General features: G+C 41.8%; 19 protein-coding genes. All 19 read right to left on the bottom strand.

Annotated elements, in window-relative coordinates; translation table 11 throughout:
• Positions 1 to 171: 171 nt before the first annotated feature.
• Positions 172 to 729, bottom strand: coding sequence for a hypothetical protein (locus ACR65M_RS05090; protein WP_440272734.1), 558 nt, complete (start codon positions 727 to 729; stop codon positions 172 to 174).
• A 61-nt stretch (positions 730 to 790) separates the two neighbouring features.
• Positions 791 to 2,731, bottom strand: a complete 1,941-nt coding sequence (locus ACR65M_RS05085) for a protein kinase domain-containing protein (RefSeq protein WP_341332935.1) — start codon at positions 2,729 to 2,731, stop codon at positions 791 to 793.
• A gap of 31 nt (positions 2,732 to 2,762) precedes the next feature.
• A complete protein-coding gene (locus ACR65M_RS05080; protein WP_440272733.1) occupies positions 2,763 to 3,530 on the bottom strand; it encodes a PP2C family protein-serine/threonine phosphatase in 768 nt (255 codons plus the stop codon).
• A gap of 202 nt (positions 3,531 to 3,732) precedes the next feature.
• Positions 3,733 to 4,989: a DUF6382 and FHA domain-containing protein gene (locus ACR65M_RS05075; RefSeq protein WP_341332937.1), complete on the bottom strand. Its 1,257-nt coding sequence runs from the start codon at positions 4,987 to 4,989 to the stop codon at positions 3,733 to 3,735.
• Positions 4,990 to 5,115: 126 nt separating this feature from the next.
• Positions 5,116 to 5,418: a pore-forming ESAT-6 family protein gene (locus ACR65M_RS05070; RefSeq protein WP_099354912.1), complete on the bottom strand. Its 303-nt coding sequence runs from the start codon at positions 5,416 to 5,418 to the stop codon at positions 5,116 to 5,118.
• Positions 5,419 to 5,458: 40 nt separating this feature from the next.
• Positions 5,459 to 5,761 carry a WXG100 family type VII secretion target gene (locus ACR65M_RS05065; RefSeq protein ID WP_099354911.1) on the bottom strand — a complete coding sequence of 101 codons (303 nt, stop codon included), beginning with the start codon at positions 5,759 to 5,761 and terminating at the stop codon, positions 5,459 to 5,461.
• 102 nt (positions 5,762 to 5,863) lie between these two features.
• Positions 5,864 to 6,055 carry a hypothetical protein gene (locus ACR65M_RS05060; protein WP_099361338.1) on the bottom strand — a complete coding sequence of 64 codons (192 nt, stop codon included), beginning with the start codon at positions 6,053 to 6,055 and terminating at the stop codon, positions 5,864 to 5,866.
• A gap of 36 nt (positions 6,056 to 6,091) precedes the next feature.
• Positions 6,092 to 6,808: a hypothetical protein gene (locus ACR65M_RS05055; protein ID WP_341332938.1), complete on the bottom strand. Its 717-nt coding sequence runs from the start codon at positions 6,806 to 6,808 to the stop codon at positions 6,092 to 6,094.
• A 2-nt stretch (positions 6,809 to 6,810) separates the two neighbouring features.
• Positions 6,811 to 8,208 (bottom strand): Mbeg1-like protein, encoded by a 1,398-nt coding sequence (locus ACR65M_RS05050; protein WP_341332939.1) that lies wholly within the window; start codon positions 8,206 to 8,208, stop codon positions 6,811 to 6,813.
• Positions 8,209 to 8,213: 5 nt separating this feature from the next.
• Positions 8,214 to 8,939: a hypothetical protein gene (locus ACR65M_RS05045; protein ID WP_341332940.1), complete on the bottom strand. Its 726-nt coding sequence runs from the start codon at positions 8,937 to 8,939 to the stop codon at positions 8,214 to 8,216.
• A gap of 420 nt (positions 8,940 to 9,359) precedes the next feature.
• Positions 9,360 to 9,611: a methyltransferase gene (locus ACR65M_RS05040; protein ID WP_099354906.1), complete on the bottom strand. Its 252-nt coding sequence runs from the start codon at positions 9,609 to 9,611 to the stop codon at positions 9,360 to 9,362.
• Positions 9,604 to 14,214, bottom strand: coding sequence for a type VII secretion protein EssC (gene essC, locus ACR65M_RS05035; protein WP_440272732.1), 4,611 nt, complete (start codon positions 14,212 to 14,214; stop codon positions 9,604 to 9,606). Before essC ends, ACR65M_RS05040 begins: the two co-directional genes overlap by 8 nt.
• Before the next feature lie 36 nt (positions 14,215 to 14,250).
• Positions 14,251 to 14,625 (bottom strand): hypothetical protein, encoded by a 375-nt coding sequence (locus ACR65M_RS05030; protein WP_440272731.1) that lies wholly within the window; start codon positions 14,623 to 14,625, stop codon positions 14,251 to 14,253.
• Positions 14,626 to 14,764: 139 nt separating this feature from the next.
• Positions 14,765 to 15,109 carry a kinetochore Spc7 family protein gene (locus tag ACR65M_RS05025; RefSeq protein WP_121445802.1) on the bottom strand — a complete coding sequence of 115 codons (345 nt, stop codon included), beginning with the start codon at positions 15,107 to 15,109 and terminating at the stop codon, positions 14,765 to 14,767.
• 667 nt (positions 15,110 to 15,776) lie between these two features.
• Entirely contained in the window at positions 15,777 to 16,757 is a 981-nt protein-coding gene (locus ACR65M_RS05020) for a LacI family DNA-binding transcriptional regulator (protein WP_440272730.1), read from the bottom strand.
• 97 nt (positions 16,758 to 16,854) lie between these two features.
• The gene (locus tag ACR65M_RS05015) at positions 16,855 to 17,889 is read right to left on the bottom strand and encodes an aldose epimerase family protein (protein ID WP_440272729.1); all 1,035 of its coding nucleotides are present in this window, start codon (positions 17,887 to 17,889) and stop codon (positions 16,855 to 16,857) included.
• A 174-nt stretch (positions 17,890 to 18,063) separates the two neighbouring features.
• Positions 18,064 to 19,560, bottom strand: coding sequence for a UDP-glucose--hexose-1-phosphate uridylyltransferase (galT, locus tag ACR65M_RS05010; protein ID WP_440272728.1), 1,497 nt, complete (start codon positions 19,558 to 19,560; stop codon positions 18,064 to 18,066).
• A gap of 10 nt (positions 19,561 to 19,570) precedes the next feature.
• Positions 19,571 to 20,560 carry a UDP-glucose 4-epimerase GalE gene (gene galE, locus ACR65M_RS05005; RefSeq protein WP_440272727.1) on the bottom strand — a complete coding sequence of 330 codons (990 nt, stop codon included), beginning with the start codon at positions 20,558 to 20,560 and terminating at the stop codon, positions 19,571 to 19,573.
• Positions 20,561 to 20,713: 153 nt separating this feature from the next.
• Positions 20,714 to 21,877: a galactokinase gene (locus tag ACR65M_RS05000; RefSeq protein WP_440272726.1), complete on the bottom strand. Its 1,164-nt coding sequence runs from the start codon at positions 21,875 to 21,877 to the stop codon at positions 20,714 to 20,716.
• Between the last annotated feature and the right edge of the window lie 47 nt (positions 21,878 to 21,924).

The following is a 21,924-nucleotide window of genomic DNA, read 5'->3' as shown; positions in this document are numbered from 1 at the left end:
TTTTAGGCCCACAGGAAGTGGGTCATAAAGACGTTGCCACAGGATGTGGCGTTTTTAGTCTTTGAACTTACTGATTGAAAAACTTCCTTTAAAAAATCGTGGCATCCGCTGGGGCATTAACTTTACTCAGCCAGGTTTGAACCCCAGCAGTAGTGTTTACTCCTTTTACACTCATCCCCTTATTGAAGAAGCAGGGGACTTCTGCTGAGTAAAGTTAATTACATTATTTGTATGGACTATCATCACATCGACTTCAATTTGGAAATCGGATTCTTCCTCTTTCTCGGTGAGGATTGCGGTTTCGCCATCGCCTTCAAGGAGAATCGTTGTTTCGTCATCCCCGACTAGCAATGTCGTCTCATCGTCATCCTGTAAGAGAGCCGTTTCCTCTGATAAAAGTGAAGTTTCTTCTACCAACAATTCCGTCGGTGCTTGTGAACTTTCCTCAAGTAAGGAGGTCGGTTCAAGTCCCTGGCTCATGAGGGCTGTATCCTCAACTGATGCTGCAACTGGATCATCTTTTTTCCGAAGCTTGATTTCACTTGTTGTTCGTTTTGTTTCATGAGCCTCAAGGGAAATGCGGCTGTTTTGCTTCTTTCTCATAAACCGGTTTCCCGTGATATCCGCAAAAACCTGAGAGATTTGTAGTTTCATATAGACGATGATGGAGATGATGAGCGTGACCACAGCGCCCGCTAATCCCCCGTAAAACATAATTTGGTATTCCAATTGAGAGCCCCCCTTTCTTTGGAATTCGCCGCTGGGACAAGGGACCTGTCCCTTTGTCCCACTATCTGATATTTAGATTGCTCATGCGTCTGGATAGTTTTTTGTAGGCTTCATTGTCTTTAGCGCCTTCAAGCTTTCCTGCTTTGTCAAAGACTTCCTTTGCCTTGTTGTAGTTGCGCTTGTCTTCTTGTTTACCTTGCTCAATGTCTAGCAAAAGATTGCCTAACTTCACGTATGCATTTAGGCTTTTCGGATATTCCTTAATCGTTCCTTCAAATTGCTCAACCGCTTGTGAATGCTCACCCATCTCCTGATAAATCACACCGATATTGATCATAACCTCTTCCTTATTCGATACGTTCAAATCAAGAAGATTGTTGTAGTGCAGTGTTGCCTGTTCGAAATCGTCACGGGCAGCAACTTGATCCCCAGAGTTTACGCCTCTTGAGTAAAAGGCTTGAGCGAGTTTTTGCTCGAACTCAATCTCGTATTTTAACTGCAGCTGCTCATCTGGAGCCAACTCGAGAACCTTCTGCGCCTTCTGGACAACCGTGATGGCTTTCGTATTGGCGTCCGTGATTTGACCTTTATAAGAAATGTAAATGTTCGCCAGCGAATTATAGTTATCCACTTTTTTCGAGTTGTTTGGAAGGTTGTCATTGAATGACTCGAACTCTAAGAGATTCGTAGAAAACTGGTCATAATCAATGTTCATGCCGCCCAATGTTGTCGCAAGAGTAATATAGTAACTCGCGTCCGGAATTTCTTTTTCACTCACCTGCTTAAAATACTTCAGTGCAACAGGGTAATCGCGTTTTCGGTCAAAATACGTCATCCCCAGTTTAAAAAGAACCTCACTATTCTTATGGATGTTGCCGTATTCGTCATTCACATAGGCCTCAATTTTCGAAAGTCCTGTGTCCACTTCATTTCGGTTAATGTACACATCTAGCAGATTGATATAAGCAGCAGCACGTCCCTTGTCGACTTTAATGGCTTGCTCTAGAAGCTTAATTGCCTCCGTATCATTGCCCTCGATTAATGAAATACTAGATTCATTGACTAGTCCGATGTAATCCTGGAATTGCTCATTTTGCATACCTTGATAGCCAAGTACTGACGTCGTTGAAAAACCAAGGCATAAAACGGCTGGAACCAAAAAGAGATAGAGCCGCTTCATCATTTTTTTCCGGTAACCTGCTGTCAGTTTGTTGATATTTTCAAGATCGTACAGGAGTTCCTCACTAGTTTGATAGCGATTCTCCGGTTCTGCCTGGGTACATTTTAAAATGATATGCTCGAGTCCCTCTGGTAAGGTCGGGTCCCATTGGCGAATCGGCCTTACCTCATACGGCGGGTCTGCTAGGCTTTTACCAGTTATGAGCTGATACAAGGTTAGACCTAGGCTGTAAATGTCCGTTCTGGCATCTGTTCGTTTGCCGGACAGCTGCTCGGGTGCCGCATAGGTTTTCGTTCCGAGATTCGTCGTATCGGTCAGGCTCTCATCCTTAAACTCACGCGCAATCCCGAAGTCTATCAGTTTGATTTTCCCTTCCGGTGTGAGCATGATATTGTCCGGCTTCATGTCACGGTAAATAATCGGGTGTGGCTTTCTTGTATGCAAATAATGAAGAACCTCTGCAAGCTGCTTTGCCCAGTTAATCACAAGCTTCGCCGAGATGATTTTTTCCCGCTTTAGCTTTTGCTTGAGCGACTCACCCTCGACATAGTCCATAACCACATAAATATCACCCTCAGATTCGATGATGTCGTAAATCTTTGGAAGTGAACCGTGGTCTAGTTTTTTCAGCATGTTCGCCTCGACAACTAGACTATTAATGAGGAGCTCGTTGTTACTGTTGTCGCGCTTACGGATATCCTTGACTACCAAAGACTTATTAAGTCGGTTGTCCATCGCCAAATAGACAATACTCATTCCACCGCGTCCGATTTCCTTCAATATTTCGTATCTGTCATCTATAAAACTTCCGATTTTAATCAACGTAATTCCTCCTATGAATGGCCTTGACCATTCATACTACATGCGCAAGAACGATTGAGATATTGTCGACCTCTTTACGTTCTTTCACAGCATCGACGAGTTTAATCGCCTTGTATTTTAATTGCTTTTCATTTAAAAATTGGTTCGGACGAAGCTCCTCAAGTATCTCCTTATCCGTGATCTTATGGTAAAAACCATCCGTACAAAGTAAGAACACGGTTCCTGGCTCTGTCTCACCTGTTAGAATCACGACATCAAGCTCCCTTGTCGCTCCAACACATTGTAAAAGGACATTGCGCCGCGGATCCTTCAAGGCTTGCTCCGGTGTAATGTTTCCGCGCTCTACTTCACGTTCCACCAAGGTTTGATCCTTCGTCAACCTTGTCACTTGCTGCTGAATTTGATAAGCACGGCTGTCTCCGATATGTACGATATAATAACGCGAATGAATGATGAGGAGTGCAGTCACCGTTGTTCCGACCTGAGTGTTTGTTTCGTCCCCATATTCTAAGATTTTTTCATTTTGCTCCGTAATACAGACTTCGAGCGCTCGGCGGATGTCTTCATCCTGTTGGTCAGAATGAAGTAATTCAGGTAACTTCTGTTCGAACCAGTCGGAGAGCCCGCGAACGACTGTTGCACTGGCGAGTTCCCCATGGTCGAGTCCACCCATTCCGTCACACACGACGAACATCCCCACATATCCATTCGGTGTTTTTGCGGTCTTGACGAGCAACGCATCTTGATTTGTTTTCTTTTTTATTCCCACATCCGTGTGGTATGCATGTATGAACGACACTTATTTCACCTCTTTTGAAATGCGTAAGGCGCCCCCAATTCCAGCTAAAGGCATGCACGTCCTGTGCCTAACGCTGGAATCCTTGCCATCCTGGCATGAGCGACAAGCACAAGACAAGCCCAACCTTCCGAAGCGATTGGCTTGTGACCTCGAGCCGATGGCGCCTGAAGCTAGACAATAAAAACCATTTTATCTTCGTATTTTAAAAAAGCCTAAATACGTATTCTTCGTTCGCAAGCTTGATTTTGTCTTCGTGCTTGATTTTTACCTTGTTATTAGGAACTAGCTTGACGCCATTTACATAGCTGCCGTTTCGCGATTCTTGGTCGACAATAAAATATTCCCCGTTTTCGGTAATCACCTCCGCATGAACACGCCCAATGACTTTATTGTTAGATGTATAATCAGTAACCCCTGGATCACGGCCAATCTTAAACACTCGCTTGGATAGGATAATTTTTTCCTGAGTGGTCGTTAGTAGGAATGGCTGCTGCTGTTGGAAACTGGTGCCTACACCCAGCGCCGTTGTTCCTTCTTCCTCTTCTGGCTCTTTATAAGCGGTGAGGACAGTTGTCCCCTCTTCCTCATCAGGTTCATCTGTATCAAACGAAATTGGACTTCCCACATTTGGCTTGATGTTGATGGAAGTTCCACCTGAAAGGAGTGGATTTCCTTCGCCTAGTTCGGTGCGGGTGATTCGCTTGTACTGAACTTCTTCCTCGATTTCAAGCTTTTGTTTTGTTTTTTTATCAACCTTTTTACTGCTATATTCTGAAGTAATCACGCCGTTTTCTTCAGATGCCTTGATTTCACTGCTAGGACTATAATAGTTTGGTGTTTTGGGTTCTTCATCCTGAATCGGCAGCTTTCTGAAACTTTGTGGTGATGTTGGTTTATTCATAAGAAACTCATTAAGCTTTTGTTGAAGCGCATATAAGTTGATTTCCTCAGATGTTGCGAAATAATTATGTAGCCGCACAAAAAAAGCAAGGTCATCATTTTCATCATAGGAGTGGGAGTGTAAGAAACTGGTGAAGTATTCCCGGATTGATACCTTTTCAAAAATATTATTTTTAATCGGCATGTACAGTAGAATTAATCTGTTTGAAAAATTATCAATAAAGATGTAGTTCTCATCAAAAACAAAGTTGTTCACATTTAACCCAAGTCGCTCAGCTTCGATTAATGTTTCGATGATATTTGAAAAATAGCTATGGAGCTGCTCCTTTGTGAGTGGGTTTGTTGTCTGTTGGTTAAGAGTCACTTCAGAGACTAAGTCATAGCGAAAATACCCCTCATCTTCCTTGTTAATCACAACACATGGCAAAAGCCCTGGAACCTTGTTGTTTTTAAGCTTATCAGCTTCTGTAAAATCAACACGAATCGCAGGTGGCACCTTGTAAAATATGAACTTCGAAACACCGTAATTTTCAATATGTAAATCAACATGTTTGATCATTTTCTTGCACTCCCATTGTTTATCAAATGCGCCATTTGCGTATTTGCGCCCAGATTTTTTCACGCCATTCCTGAATAAAGTTATGAGTTGAGGACAACCGGCGAGGCCAATTGCCCTCCTCATGGATTATTTAAATGCGCTAGCGTTATTGTTGATTGCAGTTTCTGCAGCGTTGTAGTTTGTAACTGTGTTATCTAGAAATTTCGCATAGCTATCAATAACTTGGCGATACTCCTCAAAACGTGGAGCCAACGCATTGAAGTTTCCGCGAATTGTATTAGAAGCATCGGAGTTCCATGTAGCAGATAAGCCATTCATTTCCTTCTTAATGTCTTCTAGTGCAGTTGCAAGCTGTTGGTTTAGGTTACGGATTTGCCCAGCGGTTTTACTAACCTCGCCAAGGGAAATCTTGATTCCATCAACTGACATCGTGCCACCTCCTTTTTTGGTAGTTTTATAGGTATGGAGATTAGTTAGTTAAGCGACGAGCTTGGTTCACTACCTCGCTTTGTGTTTCACGGTATGTTTTTGCGCTAAGCTTTAAGAACTCAGAGTATTGTCTCATCAAGTTCGTCATTTTTTGGAAGTCATCCATGAAGCCCTTGATTTGAGAAACATATGCCTGGTTATCAGTACCTTGCCACGCAGCACCCATGCCCTCAACCTCTGTGTAAAGAGCCTTGTAAAGTCTCTCATAGTCAGCAGATTGTTGGTCAATTTTAGTAGCCGCAGTGTCTAATTTCGCTGGATCAACTGTGATTGAACGTGCCATTGTTTTTTCACCTCCTTAAAATGAGATATGTATGAGTTAACTCGGTTTTGGCCGAGAGAACTTTGGATTGCAGTGGTCTAGTAATCTAGAATTCTATATAACTTAAATCCTTCTAAGGTCATTCCCGACTCTGCGGTATTTGTCCGCTGCACTCTGCAAGCTTGATGCACTTTTTGTAGAGCCAATCCCTTTGAATTCACGGTTGAGACCATTTGAGATTTCATCAAGTTCCCTTGAGATGGCATTGATCTCATAAATAATGCTATTAATCTTTCGTCGAACATGAGGTTTCATTGGGTTACCTCCCTTACAATTTAAAATCTCTGATCCTTAGAACTTCTGATAATGTTTTTCTACATCTTCCACATCTTTTAAAATCAAATTAGGGTCTACCAATGTACTAGGATAATCTGCATTATGTCTTTCATCAATTCCTAATTCTCCGTATACGGTAGCGTCTAAATTTGACCAGCTCATATTATTGACATAAGATGTTTGGATAAACTCTGAAATATCTTCAGAATTATTAACAAACCCAACAGAAATTAAATAATTCTTTAATCCAAGACTTTTTAAGAGATTATATAGATTATAAAGACCTTGACTATATTGATTAATATCAGGTTCTCCCGCTGTCTTAATCCCTACAACTAAATCAACACCCATATTCTTGTTTTGCTCTATTAGTTCATTAATACTCATATCAGCCATGGATTCGTTAAAACTTGTTCTACTTAAAACAAGTTTAAATTCAGAATTGGCAGGAAGCTCTTTTTCGATATCAACCTTTAGCTTTTCCTGTAACTCTTGAGCCCATTTTGCTGGCAGGTATGTGTCAACATAACCATTGCCATCTTCTTGGATTGAAAAAACCACATCTGTTTTACCCTTTGGATGAACAGTAACGAGATCATCATTCACCCACATAACCTCAAATTCTTCAGCATATTTATCTTCCAAATACTGAAGTGCTTTTTCTTCAGTGTTACTGCAGCCAACAACTCCCATAAAGAAAAATAGTAACATCGTTATTTTTACTATTTTCATAGCTATTGAATAATCCTTGCCTTTCCGACTAGCTTCGTTTCGTTCGCATCTAGTAACCGGGCAGCCGTATTTAGGTAGTTAATGTTTTGATTGAGCCTGTATGAGAAGGACGTTAAAATATCGGCGCTCAACACATGACGGATATCTAGAAGGTCAACCTCCCAGTATAGAGAGTCAATCTGATTATTAAGTGCATTCACTCGGCGCTTGATACTTTCAAGTCGTTGTGCATAGTAGTAGAGCCTTGCAACATTGACTTTCAGGTATGGTTCAACTGGGAAGTAACCACCAATCTTTGCTGCTACTTTTACAAAAAGTATTGCCGCCTTCGTTGCCACATTCGTGATGAATTGGTTAATTTCGTTTTTCACCTGTTGTGAAAGTTCTTTTACTTTCGCAATAAATTTTGTTGCTTGATCTTTCACCCAGTTAACTGCTTTTTCAAGTCCTCTTTGTGCAGCTTCTAAGATGTATAAAGTAGCATCGCGAATCGCCGCTGCTGCTCGATATGCCAATACTTTTGGATGAAGTGAAACCGCTAGAAAAATGGCTCCAGCAACTGGATTTGCAATATCACGTACTAGTGAAGCACCATCAGATGCATTATTAAAGTCTCCACCTGGGGTAAAATCAACACTATCAAGTCCATGTGCATACATAAGACCTTCTTCAGTGCTATTTAATTTAACTGTTTTATCCACATAAGGTGCGTATCCTAGGGACGAAACGAAGTCACCCTCGTGTACGATAAATGTATTTCGACTACTTAATGCATCTCTTTGCTCCTGTGTTAGAGTCCAATAATATAAAGGTGCACCATTCACAATATAAGAAGTCAATTTTTCATCCTCTAGATTATTGACAAGTACGAATTCCGCCAAATTTCCACCCTTCGAGTGGCCAAATACATACTGTTCCCCATCTAGACCTTTAATGTATCGTTCATAAAATTCATTTGCTTCCCTTTGCTGCTGGATCGTTACTCCAAGACCAGCCTCAACATTGGATACCCAGTCTGTTGCTATGTGAGCGACATTTGTTAAATCTTCACTGCCTCGATAAACAGCTGTACCGTTCCCTTCCTTATCGGTAAAAGCATAGCCTACAAATCCGGTATGGGAATTCCCACCTGAATTATTACTTGTAGTAGGGTTATTATTTTGATATCCTACCAGCTTAACGTCATGGAGTGGGGAATCACTATTTTGGTGCAGATACTTCTTTATTTCAGCAAAATTAGTATCCGATGCATCCGGTTTATTCTGATATTCGATCGACTTAATCATATCCTCGATGGTTAGAGGTTTTTTTTCATTAATTGGTTTTCTTAAATCTAGGTCATAGTACGAAAGCTGTAGTAAAAGATATTTTTCCTTTTCACTTAAATTAGATAGCGACATCTTCCTCACCCCTCAAAAGGCGTGTAATTTTCGACCACGTTATTTTCACTGTTAAGGATTAAAGTAGGGTCAAAACTTTCGCTCGGATTGTCAGGATTATTTCTCTCATCCAAACCAAGTTCACCATAAACCTTAGCATTTAAATTAGACCAGCCCATGTTATTCACATTAATTGTGCGAATATACTCTGAGATATCTTCAGATGAATCAACGAACCCAACTGAAACAATATAGGATTCCACACCAAGTCCTTTTAGAAGATTGTAAAGGTTAAAGATACCTTGACTATAGGCATTCACATCAGGTTCCCCAGATGATTTTATACCCGCAGTCAACACGACTCTTACATTTTTATTCTGTGATAAGTATTCATCCACTGTCATACTAGCCATTGATGGATCGAATTCTTTTGAATTCACATGAAATGTAAGCTTATATGGACTATCCTCAGGCAATTCGTTTTCAATGCTATCTGCAAGCTTGCTCTGCAATTCTTGCCCCCATTTTGCTGGAATATAACTATCCATTAAATCGCCTTCGGTGTTCGCTTCCTCAACTAGGAAAATTGCCTCAGAATCATCCTTGGGGTGAACAACCACTTTATCTCCCCCATATAAATCCTGAAAAAGTTTACTTCCCTCTTTTGCAAACATGACCTCAAATTCTTTGTCATACTTCTCCTCTAAATACTGGATTGCTTTTTCCTCGGTACTCGCATTACTCGAACTCATACACCCTGTTCCTCCTATTATGAGAATGAATAGAAGAAGGAATAAGACTACCCTCTTTTGTAACCTCATTTTGCACCTTCCTTACGTAAAAATGACTTTGATTCCTAGTAAAAATTGTTTGTTGGACATTGTTGACTTAGGCTGGCGGGGGGCGGGACCCTTTTTCGAAGTGGCCCAGGCCCGCTTTTTTGAGATATCGGACATAGTTTTGAGTTTATCGGACATTTTCGGCAAGATATCGGACAAACTTTTCAATATATCGGACAAAGCCGTCATTTCCGTCCGAGCTGGCGGCGGGGATAGTGCCCGAACTCCGATTAATTGTTCCCTAACTTTCAAGAATTGTGCCCTACCCGCCGGGAATTCTGCCCTAACTCCAACTCATTATGCCCTAAGCCAAAATTCAGCTCTAACCCCAATCTAAACCAGCATCAATTTCTTCCCGTTCATAAATCCTAGTTCTTCCACTGTTTGGTTAATGTCGAAGATCTTTCCGGTTTCGCGGTCGCACACCACGGTGGTGTCGGTTGCGACGAAGTAGCCGTTGGATAGCTCGGTCATGGTGTTTGCGAGTAAAAAGGTTACTTCATAGAGCTTGCTTTGGGCCGGGATGAAGACGTCGTAGGATTCACCGGCTGCTGGAATGAATACTTCGACCAACACTTTATCCATTGAAAACTGCCTCCTCTTCACGAACTGCCGAACCCGTCAATAACTTGACTAACTTTGGTTTTCCTTTAGTGAGCACATATCCGAAGTCTTCTGGAATCTCTTGGTACATGCTGTTTGTGACTTTTGAAACTTTTAATAAAAATTGATCAGTAATTCCGTTTCCAACCCAGATGCCGTCGCTAAGTGAGACTTGCTTTTTAAACCAAGGCTCAAATGCAACTGAGTTCAGTGCATCGGCGCGGTCTGAGATGATCATAAAGACATTGAGTCCGTCAATTCGTTCTAAGAATACCTTCAGCTTATCTTGACCATCCTCGGATAACATCAGCAACATGTCGTTGAAGGAATGAACGATGCAGTAAAGCGGTTCGAAAACTGGTGGTGTCGTTCCTTCCGCAATTGCATCCTTCATTGTGTTGTTGCGGAATACTAGTGTGTTAAACAACTCAACGACCGTTTCCTCAATCTCCGTTGGACTAGAAACATGTTTTCCACCAACTTCAATCAGTTCCCCATTCGGGTCGATCACAATCACTTCATTTTTCTCATTCTTCGTAACAATTTCTGAAATTCCCTGCATCACTTCTAAGCAGGCATCGCTGCTACTGCCAAGGACTAGATTTACAGGTGAATCACCGAAATCAAAATACGTGATAGCGAGGGACTCTTTTTCAACACCAACCGGTAGTTTACTTGACTTGTTGTACTGAATTTCATCTTGTAGATACTCAATATCTACTTTTTCAGGCAAGACTGGAATTCGTTTCGCAGCACCCTTGCCCCAATTGTCACGCAGGTTGCGACAGTAGTCCGTAATGTATTGGTACATGTCCTCAACACCCTCGGTAATGAGGGCCACTTGGAATTCATACACACTGTCCGCTTTGAAAATGCCTCGACCTTTGTGCTTCGATGGGAAGACGCCGTCCACATTTCCGAGTACCGCTGAATATTCAGATGTGTCATTAAGCTGCAACACGTACAACTGCTTGAAGTTTTGCATCAAGCGGTAGCGAACTGCTCCGGTATGTGCCGCTGTCACGATAAAATAAATGCCGTACTTCGTTCCTTCACGAGTCAGGTAAGAAATTGCCTCTTCGTGTGACTCGTACATTTCAGAAAACGCAGCATAGTTGTGAATCACTATTAAAATCGATGGCAGGCCATCCTCTGATAGACGGTTGTATGTCTGCAAATCACCGCCATAATTGGACAACTGCTTTTTACGTTTCTCAATTTCGCTGTTAAGCATTTTAAAGAGATTATCAATCTTCTCACTATCATGGGATAACAGAACATCCCCGATATGTGGCGCATCACGGAACCAACTTAACGTCTCTGAGCTAAAATCTAATAAATAAGCATGTAGCTCATCAGGCGTATGAGATTCCATTAGCGAGTACATCAACGTTGCAATGAACGTAGTCTTACCGCTACCGGCAACTCCATAGATGATAGTATTGCCATCCTGTGTGATTGGTAGTCTCATAACATTTTGGCGTTGGTTCGCCGGATCGTCATATTCCCCAATCACAGGGTTCAGTTCAAAGCGATTCGTTGTTTCTTCACTGTATTTTTCAACTAACTGATCTAAATAGATCCGTGCAGGTATCGGCTCGAGCCATAGCTGCTTGACTTTGATATTTTCCTGTTTTGCTAGAGTTTCTAGGTACTTTGTGACTTCATCAATTTGCTTCGGTGGGTTTTTCACCATCGTTTTACGGTCAATTTTTGCACTTTTGATGACACGACCTAGGTGGTCAATGACACGAATGCTTTCATCCACCCGTTTTTCAATCTTATCGGATGGATAATACGGTGCCCCAGCCCATGCCGATTGACCAAGCTCGAACAACTCGTTATACCCCACTTGCAGGTAAAAACGACCGGTCGTTGATAGCTCGGCAGCATCTGGTCGCTTGATGACCTCCATACTATCGGCTTTTTCCTGTACCTTCAGACTGATTCTGAATTTCGAGTTACTCCAAATTTGATCGTCCACGACACCAGAAGGCTTCTGAGTAGCTAGTATCAAGTGGACACCTAAGCTTCGTCCGATACGAGCCGCACTCACCAGCTGCTCCATGAACTCAGGTTGCTGGGTTTTCAGCTCGGCGAACTCATCGGAAATCATGAACAAATGCTGAAGTGGCTCACTCACTAAGCCTTCACGGTACAGCTTTTGGTATTTATAAATGTCAATATTACTTGTATTCATACGTCGACTCGTCTCACTGAAAATGGACTGACGACGCTTTAGCTCACTTTGGATTGAAATCAACGAGCGTTTCACCGCTGCCCCATCGAGGTTTGTAATCGTTCCAGCTAAATGCGGCAGATTTAAAAAGGCGTTCGCCATTCCGCCACCCTTATAGTCGATTAAAATAAAGGCAACCTCATCTGGGTGATAGTTCACCGCAAGCGATAAAATGAACGTCATAATGAACTCAGACTTACCAGACCCGGTCATACCAGCAATCAGCCCGTGTGGACCGTGGTATTTTTCATGAAGGTCTAATTTGAACGACTCACCCATCGTGTCGACCCCAATTGGTGTTTCAATGGAGAGCACAGGGTTGTTTTCCTTCCAACGAGTCAATGCGTTCAAGTGCTCGATTTTACTTACACCAAACATCTCAAGGAACGTAATCATGTCTGGTAGCGTGTATGCCTCAACGGAGGATGCAAGCTGGATGTTCGCTAGGCGAATCGCAACCTCTTCCGCATCCTCACGCTCATAAAATTCCGCATCAAATGCAGTGTACAAACCGGAAATGTCGTCCTTGTCATAAATTTTGGACATATCATCCGCAAGCTCGACAACCATCGTACATTCCTTCGGTAAATTTTTAAGCTCATCGTATAACGTGACAAGGCTAATTCCAATGTTCTTATTTTCCTCTAAAAGGAGGTTGATCATCTCAGCCCTTGATGCGAGTGACTTACTCATGGAGAAAATCAAATAATGCTGGTCAAGGTCCTGTATCTCTGCCTCATCAAGGCTTGCGCGGTAGGCAATTTCCTTTTCAAAATAGGAAGACAGCTCCTTCACCTCAGTCGCATCTGTTGCGATGAAGCGAATCTGCATCGCTTCGTCCCATACATGTGGTAGCCATCTCGTAAACTTCCAATACTCTTCCTCATTTTTGTCGTAAAGAAACACTAGCTTCAGCTCGTCATAACTATGTAAGGCTGTTAATTGAAAAATAAGTCCCTTCACAAAATCCTGCACGCGACTGCGGCGTCCAATCACCCCACTGACATACTCCTCAACAAAACTTAAGGTTACGGGCACCTGTTTTAAAATGTGAGGTGTCTCAACCAATTTATAGAGTTCATCCTGGAGGTTGTCGTCCTCTAGGGTGAATTTCTTCTCAGGGTATTTTAGCTCTGCATTTAATGGAAGATCGCCAATCCCAAGACGAACCTTAAGGAAATCATCTTGACCAATGGCGCGTTCCCACAGATTTCTTTTTCGCATTGTAATTCGTGAAATTAAATTTTGGAGGGCGACATGGTTTTCATGAAGAATTTCACTTTGACGTTGACATTCTTCTTCTATCTCCTGCGCCATTTCTTCAATGTATTTTGAGTATTTTTCCTGACGTTTGCCTTCAAGCTTTACCCGCTGCTTCTTCTCATACTTCTTCGTTAAAATTGGCCAAAGCACCGTTCCGATCAACATACTAAAGGACATGATCAATGTCGGCATCGCGTATGTAAGACTTTCGCCGCGTGCCAATACGTTATTTAGCATAAATATCCCCATGGACAAGGATGCCATTCCCATTGTGAGAGAAGGTCCGAGGATGAACATCAATGGAGTCTCATCGATATTCGGCTTCGAAGGCGGTGGGTCGATTCTAATTTCTGTTCTTTTAATATCCCGCTTAAAACGTGGTGAACGATAAAAGAGGTCATCATTTAATTCCTCGGTTTCGAAATCGTCAAGTGGCTCCTCTTCTTCTATAATCGGCTTTTGCACTTCAAACGGACGAAACGCATTTCGGTCTAAAAATACTAATTGATGTGGGTTATTCAGAGATAAGAGCTTGCCGTTGTAAATGATCTTCAATCCCATGATGTAAATAACATCACCTGTTGAAAGAACTTTCTCCGTCACACGTTCTCCGTTGACATATGTACCGTTCGAGCTATTGTTGTCACGGATGATCGCATGGCCTTGTGCATCATACTGAATCACGCAGTGGGAACTAGAGACAAGCTTATTCGAAAATCGGATGTGGCTGTCATTGCCTCGACCAATCCGAATGCTACTTCCCGTCACCTCATGCTTTGTAAACTCATTTCGATCGTTTGTCGGTGGCTCTACATAAAGGAGAGCAGATGCATCATTGTTCCGTGAAATCGAGTAGGTCTTAAACGGCTCTATTTCCTGTTTGCCAAGTATTTCTTGCTTATCACTTGCCAAAAATGCCGACTTGTTCGATTTCAAGAACCATTTGCCATCTTCTGCCTCGATGGCAATTAAATCTTTCGGTTCCCCATGAGCATCTTCAGAGGTTAAGATATAGCGGCCTGTGATGCGCTCTGGCAGTACATATGTAAATGCCTTTTCCCGATCAAATAGAGTTAATATCAAAGCAAATCTCTCCTATCAATAAGTACGTTTATAAAACTACTTTTTAAACGACTTCTTTTGAAACCTTAGGGACGTATCCCTTTTCCCTTTTTTCTTTCTAAATACTTCTAAAATATTAAAATTCCACCAAAACACAGCAGATATCAGACCAGTTATAAGGATGAAGTAACCTACAACATCGTCAAAAGTACGTCTACCGGTTATGAAAATTAGTAAATAAATGATGAAAATAATACTAATCAGGGTTAATATTCCATTCAAAAAATACAACCCTGGGTATGAGACAGGGTACTTACTCATCCATTTTAAAATCCGATAGTTTAATAGAAATAAGATGATGAGCATAATTAAACCGCCCGTAATATTCCCAATATAGATACTCTCCAAGACCTCAATATAAAAAATCATCACAAAAAATAAGGAGAGGTATTGAACTAATTTTTTGAGTATAAGCAAGGCTTTTTACCGCCCTTCATTGCATGCAATTCAAACGTTTGACTAAGAAAAGCAAAAGAAAACACACATCACCACGACAGCAAAAGTATTAGATTTAACGCAGATGCGGAGCCCTTGCGTCAGCTCTTTTTTGTGCTTCTTCTTCAGCCTTTCTTCTCGCTTCCGCTGCTGCACGAGCAGCCGCTTCTTCTTCTCGCTTAATTTGGTTTGCAACAGATATGATGTCTGGAGCAACAGAGTCTAGTTTAGAGGCAATCGAATTTAACTCTCGGTTAATCTCGGCGATCGCTTGGTTGATATATTGAACCTCTGTTGCCTGCCAAGCTGAATTGATATTTCCTTGAAATCCATTTAAAGAGGTTTTTAGATTCCGAAGCTGTGTGGCATAATTGCGAAGTTGGTTTGCCTGTGAAATTGCTGCCGAAACACTAATTCCCATAAAAATCACCTGCTTATCGTAAATAAGTTTTATATAGTGCAATGCCCTTACACGGGGCAAAATTGACATAGTACGGTCACATTTTTTCCAGATATATACTAAAAATTACTTGATATTTAGGATTAGGTCAATTTTTCCAGAATATTCAACCAACTTAATAACCGAGACGAAAGACCTGTTTATTCTACATTTTTCTACAAATTGTCGTTTCTTTTGAAGCCACTTACTACATAAGGTGTACTACCCCACTAGTACTTTTGAGAAATTGATTAGACTGAAGAACGTTGATATCCCTCGACATAATATCTTGGTTTCAAGCCTCTTGACTCCCTTTATTACAATTAGTAGGAAAATAGTCCTTTTATCATTAATGTTTGCAACATAAATGTAACTTGACAGTATTCGGCGCCTTAAATTTTCTTGTAAGCACTTTCATTCGTGTGAAGGAATAATTTCGTCTTCCTCTTAAAATGAGGTAATGTTTTTGTAAAATAGGATTTTATTTTCGAAGAATGATTATTTGAAGTGGTAAATGCTGGTGAATAGGTAAGGAAAAGGTACGAGAATTCGACTTAATTCTCTAGGAGTTTCGTGGTTGTTATAGGGAAAGTTGGTAATCTTTCTTTCCTATTATATTGGATTGTAAAAAACCTAGTCAGTTGGTTGACTAGGTTTCTCGTATCACTAATTTAGTAGTAATGAATACCTTTTTTGCGATTTGTCTACCAGAAATCCGTTCAAGAATCGTGTCGACGGCGGTTTCACCCATGACTTCGGTATGGACTTTGACCGTTGACAGTGGCGGGAAGACGTATTTGGAGACGCTAATATCATTGACCCCAATTAGACTTACACGGTTCGGAACGGCGAGTTTTTCTTCATTTAACGCACGCAATGCACCGATTGCAATCAAGTCATTAGCCGCAAAAATGGCCGTCGGGAGATTGTCTCCTTTTTCTACGATCGCCTGTTTCATCAACTGGTAACCGTCTTCGACCGTAAAGCTTCCTATATAAATATTGCTCTCATCTAGTAGATTAGCTTCTGCAAGATAGGTTCTAAACGCTTTTTCTCGTATTTCTTCAATTTTCGCAGAGTGATCCTTGAATTCCTCACGGCCACCAAGATAGCCAATATTCGTATGACCATTCTCAATAAAATGCTTCAACACCGTTCGGGTCGCTTTTTCAAAATCCACAACAACCGCATCGTACACATCCTCATCAGGGTTTGAATCAACAAACACGATGTGCTCGGCCAATTTCGATAGCTCATCAATTTGATTTGTGCTGAACTTACCAACCGCAATGATTCCCTGAAACTCCTCTTGCTTCATGCTATCAATGCTATTGTAAAAATTGGCTACTTGGATACCATGCTGCTCACAACGCAGCTCAATCCCAAGACGAATCGACATGTAATAGAGATCGTTGAGCTCCTCTTTTTCCGTGTACCAAAGGAGAATCCCAATCCGAGCAGAAGATGACTTTTTAGTGGAACGTTTTTTATAAGAAAGCGCCTCAGCAATCTCAAAGATCCTCTTTTTAGTTTCATCACTGACGGATAAGCTGGAATCATAGTTGAGCACTCTTGATACCGTTGCAATAGAGACACCCGCTTTTTCCGCAATATCTTTTATTGTTGCCATGTTTCATCTCCTTTCTATTAAAAATGTCCTGAGTTTTATGGAAACGTGCGATAATCTCGGGAATTGCGTTTTAGCCCAAATACAGTTTCACCGGAATTTATTTCACCGAGAATGTGTACTTCGTTTCCCAATTGTATTCTCCACCCTTTTTGACGATCGTGGATGGGAAGTTCGGATGGTGGATTGCATCAGGTGGTGCTTGTGTTTCCAGGCAAACGCCAAAATACGGACGTGCACTACCATCGCGCATTTCAAAGTCTTTCATTGTGTTGCTTGAGTATACGACAACTGCAGGCTGGTTCGTTTCTACCTTCAATAGGCGACCGGATGCTTCGTCATAAAGCGTAACCAATTTTTCATCGAGCAAAAATGGATGGTCATATCCTTGACCGACAATGGCAATCTGCTCATCAGCTGAATTCGGGCCGTCTGCGATTTTTCGACCTTCTCGAAAATCAAAAACAGTGCCAGTGACATCAAGGAGTTCACCAGTAGGAAGAAACTCATGGTCTAATTCGAGAAACTTACTACTATTAATTGTAAGTTCATGATCAAGCACATCATTTTTCATGTTACCTGATAGGTTAAAATAAGCATGATTTGTGATATTTAAAATAGTGTCTGCATCAGGAACACCTACTGCAGAGATCGATAATTCATTTTCATTATTGAGTGAATAAGTGACTGTCATTTCTATCGTTCCAGGATAGCCACCTTCACCGTCCATACTGACATACTTAAACTCAACGCCGACATGATTTTCTTTCTTAATAATAGTGGAATCCCACACGACTTTGCTAAACCCTTTTACTCCACCATGGATATGGTTTGGTTTTTCATTTTTATCTAAGGAATATGTTTTACCATTTAGCTCAAATTCGCCACCTCTAATGCGGCCTGCAATCCGACCCACAATCGTCCCTTGATAGGTTTGGTCTGCAAGATATCCATCCAGGCTATCGAATCCGAGTACAACATTCTCCTGTGCTCCGTTTCGATCTGGAGCGAGGATTTCCGTAATAATGCAACCATAGTCAATGCAGGTAACGCTTAGCCCATGGTCATTTTTTAACGTATAAGCTTGTACTTCTTGGTGATCATACTTTCCGTAGGGATGTACTGTAACTTCCATATTGATAATCTCCTATCTAGTATCAAATGCGCCTTGGCGTATTTGCGCCCAGATTTTTTCGAGCGCGCTCGAAAAGTTTCCTTTGAAAATCTGTGGCATCCGCCGGAGGCTTTACCTTTATTCAGCCAATTTAAGTGCTAAAAAAATATATTCTACAAAATACTATTTAAGAGATTACTGCTGAATAAAGGTAAAATGGTCTATAAATCTCTTAAATGCATTTTGGCCAACTTCATCACGTTTGTATACGCCTGCGTCTTCAAGCACACGCATGAACTTTTTACCGACTTCTTGTTGCACAAACTCGTGAGCATTTTCTATTGTTGGGTTGTAAGCTTTCAATTCATCCGCCCATTCTTGGTGGATTGGATTGACTGAGTCTGCTTCGCCGATTAGGTATTTTTCAACTTCTTGTAGCTCTGTTTTGAGTCGAGCCGGAAGTACCGCTAATCCCATAACCTCGATGAGACCAATGTTTTCCTTTTTAATATGATGCACATCGGCATGCGGATGGAATATGCCTAGTGGATGCTCATCATTAGTACGGTTGTTACGCAGAACAAGGTCGAGCTCGAATTTGCCGTCTCGTTGCCTAGCAATCGGTGTAATCGTGTTATGCGGCGTGTCGCCCGTAAACGCGATGATGTCGACTTCAGGGTCGCTGTAGTTGCGCCATGCTTGTAAAATGTGGTCACCCGCTTCTATCAAGGCATCCTTATCCGAGCTTCTTAGGCGAAGAACTGACATTGGCCAGTTTACCGTTGAAAATTCGATGGTGTCATAACAGTCCCACGTGAATTTGATATCGTCTTTTGCCTTTGCCATCGCAAAATCATAGTTTCCACCCTGATAGTGATCATGGGTTAAAATCGAGCCCCCCACAATTGGGATGTCTGCGTTTGAACCTATAAAATAGTGTGGAAACTTTTCAACAAAACCAAGTAATCGTGCAAATGTTGCCTTGCTAATTTTCATATCACGATGCTCTTCGCAAAGCAGGATACTGTGTTCGTTGTAGTACACATATGGCGAGTACTGCAAATACCAGTTTTCTCCCTCAAGTGGCACCGGGATGATGCGGTGATTGGAGCGAGCCGGATGACCGATGCGGCCCGCATACCCTTCATTTTCTACACAGAGCAGGCATTTCGGATACTTCTCACCGCTGATTTTTGTCTCTTTTTCAAGCGCAATCTGCTTTGGATCCTTTTCAGGCTTAGACAAATTGATAGTAATATCAAGCTCGCCGTACGTTGTTTCTACTTTATATTCAATGTTTTTTTCGATTCGCTTCATTTGAATGTAGTTGCTATTTTTACTCAACTCATAAAAATAGGTGGTCGCTGCTGCCGGGTCTTGTTGATAAAGGTCATAAAACTGGCGTGTCACCGCGGACGGCAGTGGAATCATCACGTTCATGATTTTACTTGCAAGTATTTCTTTTGCGTCAAAATAGTCCCCGATAACACCTTGTTCGCACGCGTATTCAACTAGATCCTCAACCAGAGTTGGAATGTCTTTTTCAGGTGAGACATGTTCGGTTGGGACGAAATCCTCTAAGTTTAATAAGGAAAGGACTTGGTTGCGAACATAAATCTTATCTTCTTTTTCAATAAGTCCAACCTTGATAGCCTGTTCCTTTAGCTGTTGTACAGCTCCGTAGATCGTCAAGTTACTCCCCTCAGCTTTCATACCCATTTGGGTGGTTTACATGCCAGTTCCACGCATCCTTGATGATTTCGTTGATAGAAGTACGCTTTGGCTCCCAGCCTAGCACTTCCTTCGCTTTTCCTGATGATGCGATTAGAATACTTGGGTCACCTGCACGGCGCTCGCCAATATTGACAGGGATATTGCGTTGTGTAACCTCTTTAGCTGCTTCAACCATTTCTTTTACAGAGAATCCACTGTTACTTCCAAGGTTAAAATAGTTACTCTCGCCCTTGTTTTGGAGATATTTAAGCGCTAGAATGTGCGCATTAATTAAGTCCTCAACATGAATATAATCACGGATGCATGTTCCGTCTGGCGTATCATAGTCCTCACCGAAGATTGTGATGGCATCTCTTTTTCCTAACGCCGCTTGTAAAATAACCGGGATCAGATGTGTTTCTGGATCATGATCCTCCCCGATTTCACCAGTTGCGCGAGCCCCAGCTACGTTAAAATAGCGGAGTGAAACAAATTTAATGTCATGCGCAATCTCAGACCACTTCATCATTTTCTCCATCGCAAGCTTTGTTTCACCGTACGTATTTGTTGGAAAAGTCGGCATTTCCTCCGTAATTGGCACCTGCTTCGGTTCACCGTATGTAGCTGCAGTAGATGAGAAAACGATATATTTCACATTATTGTTTTTCATTGTTTCAAGTACGATTTGTGTTCCATACACATTGTTGTCATAGTATTTTAACGGGTCAACCATCGATTCGCCGACAAGTGAATTTGCCGCAAAATGGATCACCGCGTTAATATCTTCTTTTTCAAAAACAGATTGTAAAAATGCACGGTCACGGATGTCACCTTGATAAAACTTCGCTTTCGGGTGAACCGCCTCCTTATGACCTGTTTGAAGATTATCAACAACCACAACATCCTCGTTTGCGTCAATTAACTGATAAACCGCGTGTGAGCCAATATAACCCGCTCCACCTAATACTAAAATACTCATATTCATTCGCTCCTTTTTTTGTTCAGGGGGTTTTCACCCTGGCTCGGTCATGGGCCTGCTGGGTCAGGTGCTTTCACCCTAAATTGGGTCAGAGGGACAGTTCCCTCGTCCCCCTGACAGCCTGTGTCCCACCCGAACTTGTGTCCTACCCTGTTATAGTTCTTTTGCGCCGTCGCCGATGCTTACTTCATAGAAGGATGCTGGGTAGCCGATTGTTTTTTCGTATAATTTTCCGATGGCATCTATGATTGCTTGCGCTTTGTCTTTTTCGACGAGGGCAATCGCACAGCCTCCGAAGCCAGCGCCTGTCATTCGTGCACCAAGCACACCCTCTTGCGCCCATGCTGCTTCTGCTAACGTATCAAGCTCTTTTCCGGTTACTTCATAATCATCACGCAATGATGTGTGTGATGCATTTAGTAAACGACCGAATTCTACGAGGTCCCCCGCTTTTAGGGCTTTTAGCGCCTCTAATGTTCTTTCATTTTCGTAAATCGCATGTTTGGCACGCTTTTGTAAGGTTTCGTTTTCGATTAGATACTTGTACTGTTCAAATTTTTCGCTTGTGATATTACCAAGCGCTTGAACATCAAGCTCCTTTTGAAGTTGAGAAAGTGCCTGTTCACACTCACTGCGACGCTCATTGTATTTAGAATCCGCTAGCTCACGGCGCTTGTTTGTGTTCATAATTAAAATGAGATGATCATCCAACTCAATTGGTGCGTATTCATACTTTAATGTATCACAATCTAGTAAAATTCCTGCATTCTTTTTACCCATTCCGATTGCAAATTGATCCATGATCCCACTGTTTACACCAATAAACTTATTTTCTACAAGTTGACCGATTTTTACAAGTTCAACACGATCAATTTCAAGGTTAAATAATTTTTCGAACATCACACCTGACACAAGCTCGATAGATGCCGATGAGGATAAACCTGCACCATTTGGGATATTGCCGTAAAAAAGCACGTCAACACCAGTTGCAATGTCATAGCCTTTTTCACGTAAGTAACGGAGCATTCCCTTCGGATAATTCGCCCAATCATGGGCTTTATTGTAGTCAAGGTCGCTTAAGTCAAACTCGATTACCCCGAGGTCTTCAAAGTTCATCGAGTACATTCTGAATTTGTCATCGTCACGTTTTCTAGCAAGCGCATACGTTCCTTTTGTGATTGAAGCCGGAAAAACATGGCCGCCATTGTAATCAGTATGCTCACCAATGAGATTAATACGCCCAGGCGCGAAGAAGCTTCTGTAATCGGTTTCGTTAAATACTTCTATAAATCTATTTGAAAGTTGTTCGTGATCCATAGTGGATTTGCCTCCAATACTTTGGTTTCTATCTACATTGTAGAGTC

It is taken from the genome of Ferdinandcohnia sp. SAFN-114, from assembly GCF_059415045.1.
Note: the sequence above shows the minus strand (reverse complement) of the source record. Positions and strands in the feature narration are given on the sequence as shown.